Origin of the sequence: Niallia sp. HCP3S3_B10 (genome assembly GCF_052064465.1) — a bacterium.
Lineage (GTDB): Bacteria > Bacillota > Bacilli > Bacillales > Cytobacillaceae > Niallia > Niallia hominis.
On record NZ_JBQHVO010000111.1, the window covers coordinates 1 to 4,823 of the forward strand.

Below are 4,823 nucleotides of genomic sequence, written 5' to 3' on the forward strand. Positions count from 1 at the left end.
AAAAACACCTCCGAATAATGTCACAATACTTATCTCAAGTATTGCCATTTTGGAGGTGTTTTATATTGTCTCACTATTTTAGGTTAGTCCAACTAGCTAGAACGGTTAACCCTCTTTTTTTGTCTCCAACAATCATAATAGGATAATTATGGTAGAATAAAACAAACGACACTTCAATTAGTGGAGGCTTAATAACCATGAATTTTGACTTAGATAGGTACTTAGCATTACAAGAAGCTGAAAATGCATTACTTGAGAACACATACCCCATTGGAGCTGTAATAGTTGATGAAGATAATAATATAATTTCCAAAGGACGAAACCAAGTGCATCCACATCAAAATGCAACGGCACATGCTGAAATTATTGCGATAAGAAATGGCGGTCCGTCAATTTTACATGGAAAAGAAAGTCGTCAGAAATATACTATTTATACCTCTTTAGAGCCTTGTCCGATGTGTACAGGGGGCCATCTTATTTGCCAATATGAAAAAGGGCATCTGGTTATTAAACGACGACATAGGATTTGGAGGCTATAGAAAAATAAAAGATGCTAATCTATTGATGAACGGTTTGATGAAATCGAGATGGTGTGGGAACCTTATGAAGATTTGAAAAGAAGACAACAAGAGCTACTGAGTAAATGGTCTACTAATCCAAATCATATCGTTCACTTGAGAAATACTTTAAAATAAACGAACCTTCTATTCAGTGGGATTTTCCTTCCTCCCCACTGATAGTTAGTTGTTCCTTTATAGATAATTGAATTCCAACCTATCTTCTACAAACCTACTATGCAAGAGTTGTGAGCCTTATTGACGTTTATGAGTTAGTGAAAAAACTAGCTGTGTTTGCTAGCCTTTTGGAAGAACTCTAATGATAGATACATCTTTATATCCTATAAAAAATTCTCTATGGAGAGGGCTGAAACTTCTTGAATGAAAACAATTTTTGCTTTGATCCAACTCAAAGCAGTTGTAAATGTCCTGTAATTTCATCTACATTGTTTCTATATCCTAAAATGGCTAAACAAGTATCTGTCTTTTCTCCATGAAACATGGTCAAGCCACTGTCTGTTATTAATTTAACTGCTTCTCCCTTTTCGATGGCTCTATTTTTCACTTCATGTAATTCGTCTAGACTTTTGACGTAGACACATATTTTAGTCGAAGATTCGCTGAACCATTTTTCTAATATCGCTTGTGTATGCACATCTTCGCGCTTTATCATATCTAATACTAATCCTAAGCTTGCGTGACTACCTTGGGCTACATATTTCCCCTTTGTCATACACAAATCTTTTCGAACTACAATAACCATTTTTGTTTCTGTTGCCTTCCTCTCCAATTAACGTCACCCTCTATATATTATTCTTCGGAACTTTTTTGTAATTTTCAAAATTCAAGCTCCGATTGCTATACTATTCCGTGATAAATTTATTTGTTACTTGTTTAAATAAAATCTTACCTAAGATGAAAAAAACCAAAAAAGCAAAAATCCCTTCACTTTTTTGGCTGATTATTTTTCTTAAATCATAAATGTCCTTTGCTAATCTAATTTCATCCCTCGCTTGAAATAGCAATCGGTGTTACTGCCTTAGATCGATCTACATAAATAAATCCATCATAGCGGACTGAAACTTTTGATGGTACATAATTCCCATAATGTTCATATGCTGCCTCATAGATTACCCCTATGGCACGATGACCGATTGTATGCTCAAAAAAGTAACGGTTTTCCTCTGTAAAGGTTAGATATTTATTAAAGGAGCCAGCACGATGAAGTTGTGCTTCCCAGCTATTAAGTTGTGCAGGAGGAATATCCATTATTTTATAGCGATCTCCCCATTTTTCTGCTGCAATGACGGTCCCCTTGTAGGTACCAAAACCAACTGCATACACATTTTCTGCTCCAAATTTTTCTTTTGCAATTTGCCCAACATTCACTAATCCTTCTTGTTCCATACTAGTAGCTCTTGCATCACCAATATGCGTATTATGTACCCAAACAATCCCCTTTGCTTCCTTCCCATAAAATTGGCTGACAATCTCTAAAGCTTCTACCATATGATAATCACGAATATTCCATGATTCGATATCGTCTGTAACCATTGCTTTATAATAGGCTTCTGCATTTTTGGATACTAACCCATTTATTTGTAAATTAAGGTAGGACTCTTTATCCTCTTCCATGTATTGCTTTCTTTTCGATACAATAGAATTTAGAAGCTCTAAATACTTCCTCTCTACAGCTTTCTCCCAAAAAAGCCGCAGACATGCCATATTGCTCTGGCCTTTTGTTATAGGGGTGAAAACAAGTAATTGCTTGCATCGCTTTATCCAAATCTGGTGAATTTATTTTTTGCAAATAAGCAACAATAGACTCCATCGATTCCCATAAGCTATAGACGTCTATGCCATAAAATCCAACCTTGTCTTCTTCCTTTTTATCAAAATTATATGCTTTTAGCCACTCAATAAGGGGAATGATTTCTTCATTTGCCCACATCCATGTTGGCCATCTGTGAAACTGAGAAAGTACTTCTCTAGCATGAGAATAATTTGAATGCCCTTTTACATACTGGTTCACTTCATAACAAGACGGCCAATCTCCTTCTACTGCAATAAAAGTAAAGCCATGATCTTGTATTAATTTTTTACTGATTTCTCCTCGAATGGTATAGAATTCTGCTGTACCATGGGTGGCTTCTCCCAGTAATATGTATTTTGCTTTACTAGCATTTTCGATTAAACCGTTTAAATCCTCTATATCATGAAAAGGCTGACTATATTGTTGGATATTTTCGATTGTCTTACTGATTTTTATGACCATTTTTTGTGCACATCCTTTCATTTGCTATTTCCTTTTAATGAATTCATTTTATTTTGTTCATTTAATTGCAAGGTATACTCCTTTATATTTAGCAAAACAAGGTATAAAGGTAAAAAAAGAAGGTGGAGACTCACGATGCACTCGCTAGTCTCCACCTTTTTATCTAATTTCCCCATTCGATTCGATTACTTCTTTATACCAATAAAAGCTTTTCTTCTTAATGCGGCGAAGGTCATGCGTTCCTTCTTCATGCTGATTGATATAAACGAAACCGTATCGTTTTTGGAATCCATTTAACCAGCTTAGAAGATCGGTAAACGACCATACACAGTATCCCATTAAGTCTACTCCATCAGTGATTGCTTCTTGCATTGCGTTAATGTGAGCGCGGATAAAATCAATGCGGTAATCATCATTGACGATATCGCCTTCTTCCAGCTTATCAAATGCCCCTAAACCATTTTCACTAATGAGAATAGGTAGATGATAGCGATTTGTAATTCTTCGAAGCGCTATCCGTAATCCTTGTGGATCAATATTCCAATCCCAATCCGTTCTTTCTAGATTTGGATTCTCGACTGTTTTATACACACCAGGTATTCCGGAATCCTGAGAAGTACCTTTTTTTCCAGACGTGTTCATTTCAGCACTACCTACTCCGCCTTCTAAAGGATTTTTCTCATATGTCGTTGTTTGATAGTAGTTAAGTCCCATGAAATCAGGAGTTCCTTCTTTTAATAATTCAAAATCCCCTTCTTCCACTTCTGGTGCTAACCCATTTGCTTCTAAATAGTTCCATGCAGCTTCCGGATATCTTCCCCAAGCATAAATATCCATCCACCAATGGCTATTCAATTCCTCTGCATTCTCTGCAGCAATAATATCTTCCGGCTTTGAAGTTAATGCATATGCAGGCGAGTACGCAAAGCTAGGACCAATTTTTCCATTTGGAACATATTGGCGGAATGCTTTAATAACACTCGCATTCGCTAAGTTTGCATGGTGATTTACTTGATAGAAACGTTTTTCATCTGTCACTCCAGGTGGATGTACAGCCATTCGGTAGCCTAAGCCAGTGAAAATATTTTGCTCATTTAAACTAACCCAATATTTCACTCGGTCTCCAAACTGTTTAAATAATTCGATACTATAATTCGTAAAATCCTCAATAATCTGGCGAGATTCCCACCCTGCATATTCATCTTGAAGAACTTGTGGAAGATCCCAATGATAAAGAGTAAGAACTGGCTCAATATTATACTTGATTAACTCATTAATTAAATTATTATAGAAATCAATTCCCGCTTGATTTACTTCTCCTCTTCCTTCTGGAAAAATACGAGTCCAAGCAACGGAAAATCGATAAGCCTTCATTCCCATTTCAGCCATCAGCTGCACATCTTCTTTATAACGATGATAATGATCTACTGCAACATCTCCATTTGTTCCTTTAAATGTTTTTCCCGGAATCCTAACAAATTTATCCCAATTTGAAACTCCTTTGCCATCCTCATTCCATGCACCTTCTACTTGATACGCTGCAGATGCAGCACCCCAAAGAAAATTATTTGGGAACGCTTTCATTGATTGATGAATCACTTCGCTCAACTCCTTAAATTCTTAGAAATAATACTCCTATTATAGATATATATTCTTAGCTAACATCCTTTTTTCATCACTACACATTTAGATACTGTATAAAACCACGTATAAAAAGTATAGTTCATTATAAAATAAGTATATACATTTAATAACATTTTCGCAATACATAGCTATCATTAACTTAGAAAACCTTTACTCCCTCTATGAAAAATAGACATATTTTATCACTTATAAACCATAGGAAATCTTACGCAGAAACAATTTAATAAATGAAAGAATCATAGATTAGGAATGAAGCTGTAACCGTCAAGTAGTTTTGAACACTTTTTGCTAATTAATTTTGAACACTTTCTCTTTCAAAAATTGTTGTTCTATTCTTTATTCTGTAG

At 35.4% G+C, this 4,823-nt stretch carries 4 protein-coding genes and 1 pseudogene; 1 reads left to right on the forward strand and 4 read right to left on the reverse strand.

Annotated features, from left to right (window positions below):
* Positions 1–197 precede the first annotated feature (197 nt).
* Positions 198–695: pseudogene (locus tag ACTNDN_RS24330) on the forward strand (nucleoside deaminase).
* Between the two features lie 271 nt (positions 696–966).
* On the opposite strand, the gene pth2 reads toward ACTNDN_RS24330, so the two are convergent.
* From pth2 to ACTNDN_RS24350, 4 genes are all read right to left on the reverse strand, one after another.
* Positions 967–1,347 (reverse strand): aminoacyl-tRNA hydrolase, encoded by a 381-nt coding sequence (gene pth2 / locus ACTNDN_RS24335; RefSeq protein WP_204375780.1) that lies wholly within the window; start codon positions 1,345–1,347, stop codon positions 967–969.
* A gap of 212 nt (positions 1,348–1,559) precedes the next feature.
* A complete protein-coding gene (locus ACTNDN_RS24340; RefSeq protein ID WP_441132533.1) occupies positions 1,560–2,192 on the reverse strand; it encodes an erythromycin esterase family protein in 633 nt (210 codons plus the stop codon).
* Positions 2,179–2,832: an erythromycin esterase family protein gene (locus ACTNDN_RS24345; protein ID WP_441132534.1), complete on the reverse strand. Its 654-nt coding sequence runs from the start codon at positions 2,830–2,832 to the stop codon at positions 2,179–2,181. The genes ACTNDN_RS24340 and ACTNDN_RS24345 overlap by 14 nt, the downstream gene beginning before the upstream one ends.
* Positions 2,833–2,991: 159 nt before the next feature.
* On the reverse strand, positions 2,992–4,416 hold the full coding sequence (locus tag ACTNDN_RS24350) for a glycoside hydrolase family 1 protein (protein WP_441132536.1): 1,425 nt from the start codon (positions 4,414–4,416) through the stop codon (positions 2,992–2,994).
* Positions 4,417–4,823: the final 407 nt, after the last annotated feature.

Coding starts and splice junctions, on each gene's coding strand:
- ACTNDN_RS24340 (WP_441132533.1), bottom strand. CDS start 2,192: ATGGAAGAGGATAAAGAGTCCTACCTTAATTTACAAATAAATGGGTTA.
- ACTNDN_RS24350 (WP_441132536.1), bottom strand. CDS start 4,416: ATGAAAGCGTTCCCAAATAATTTTCTTTGGGGTGCTGCATCTGCAGCG.
- ACTNDN_RS24345 (WP_441132534.1), bottom strand. CDS start 2,832: ATGGTCATAAAAATCAGTAAGACAATCGAAAATATCCAACAATATAGT.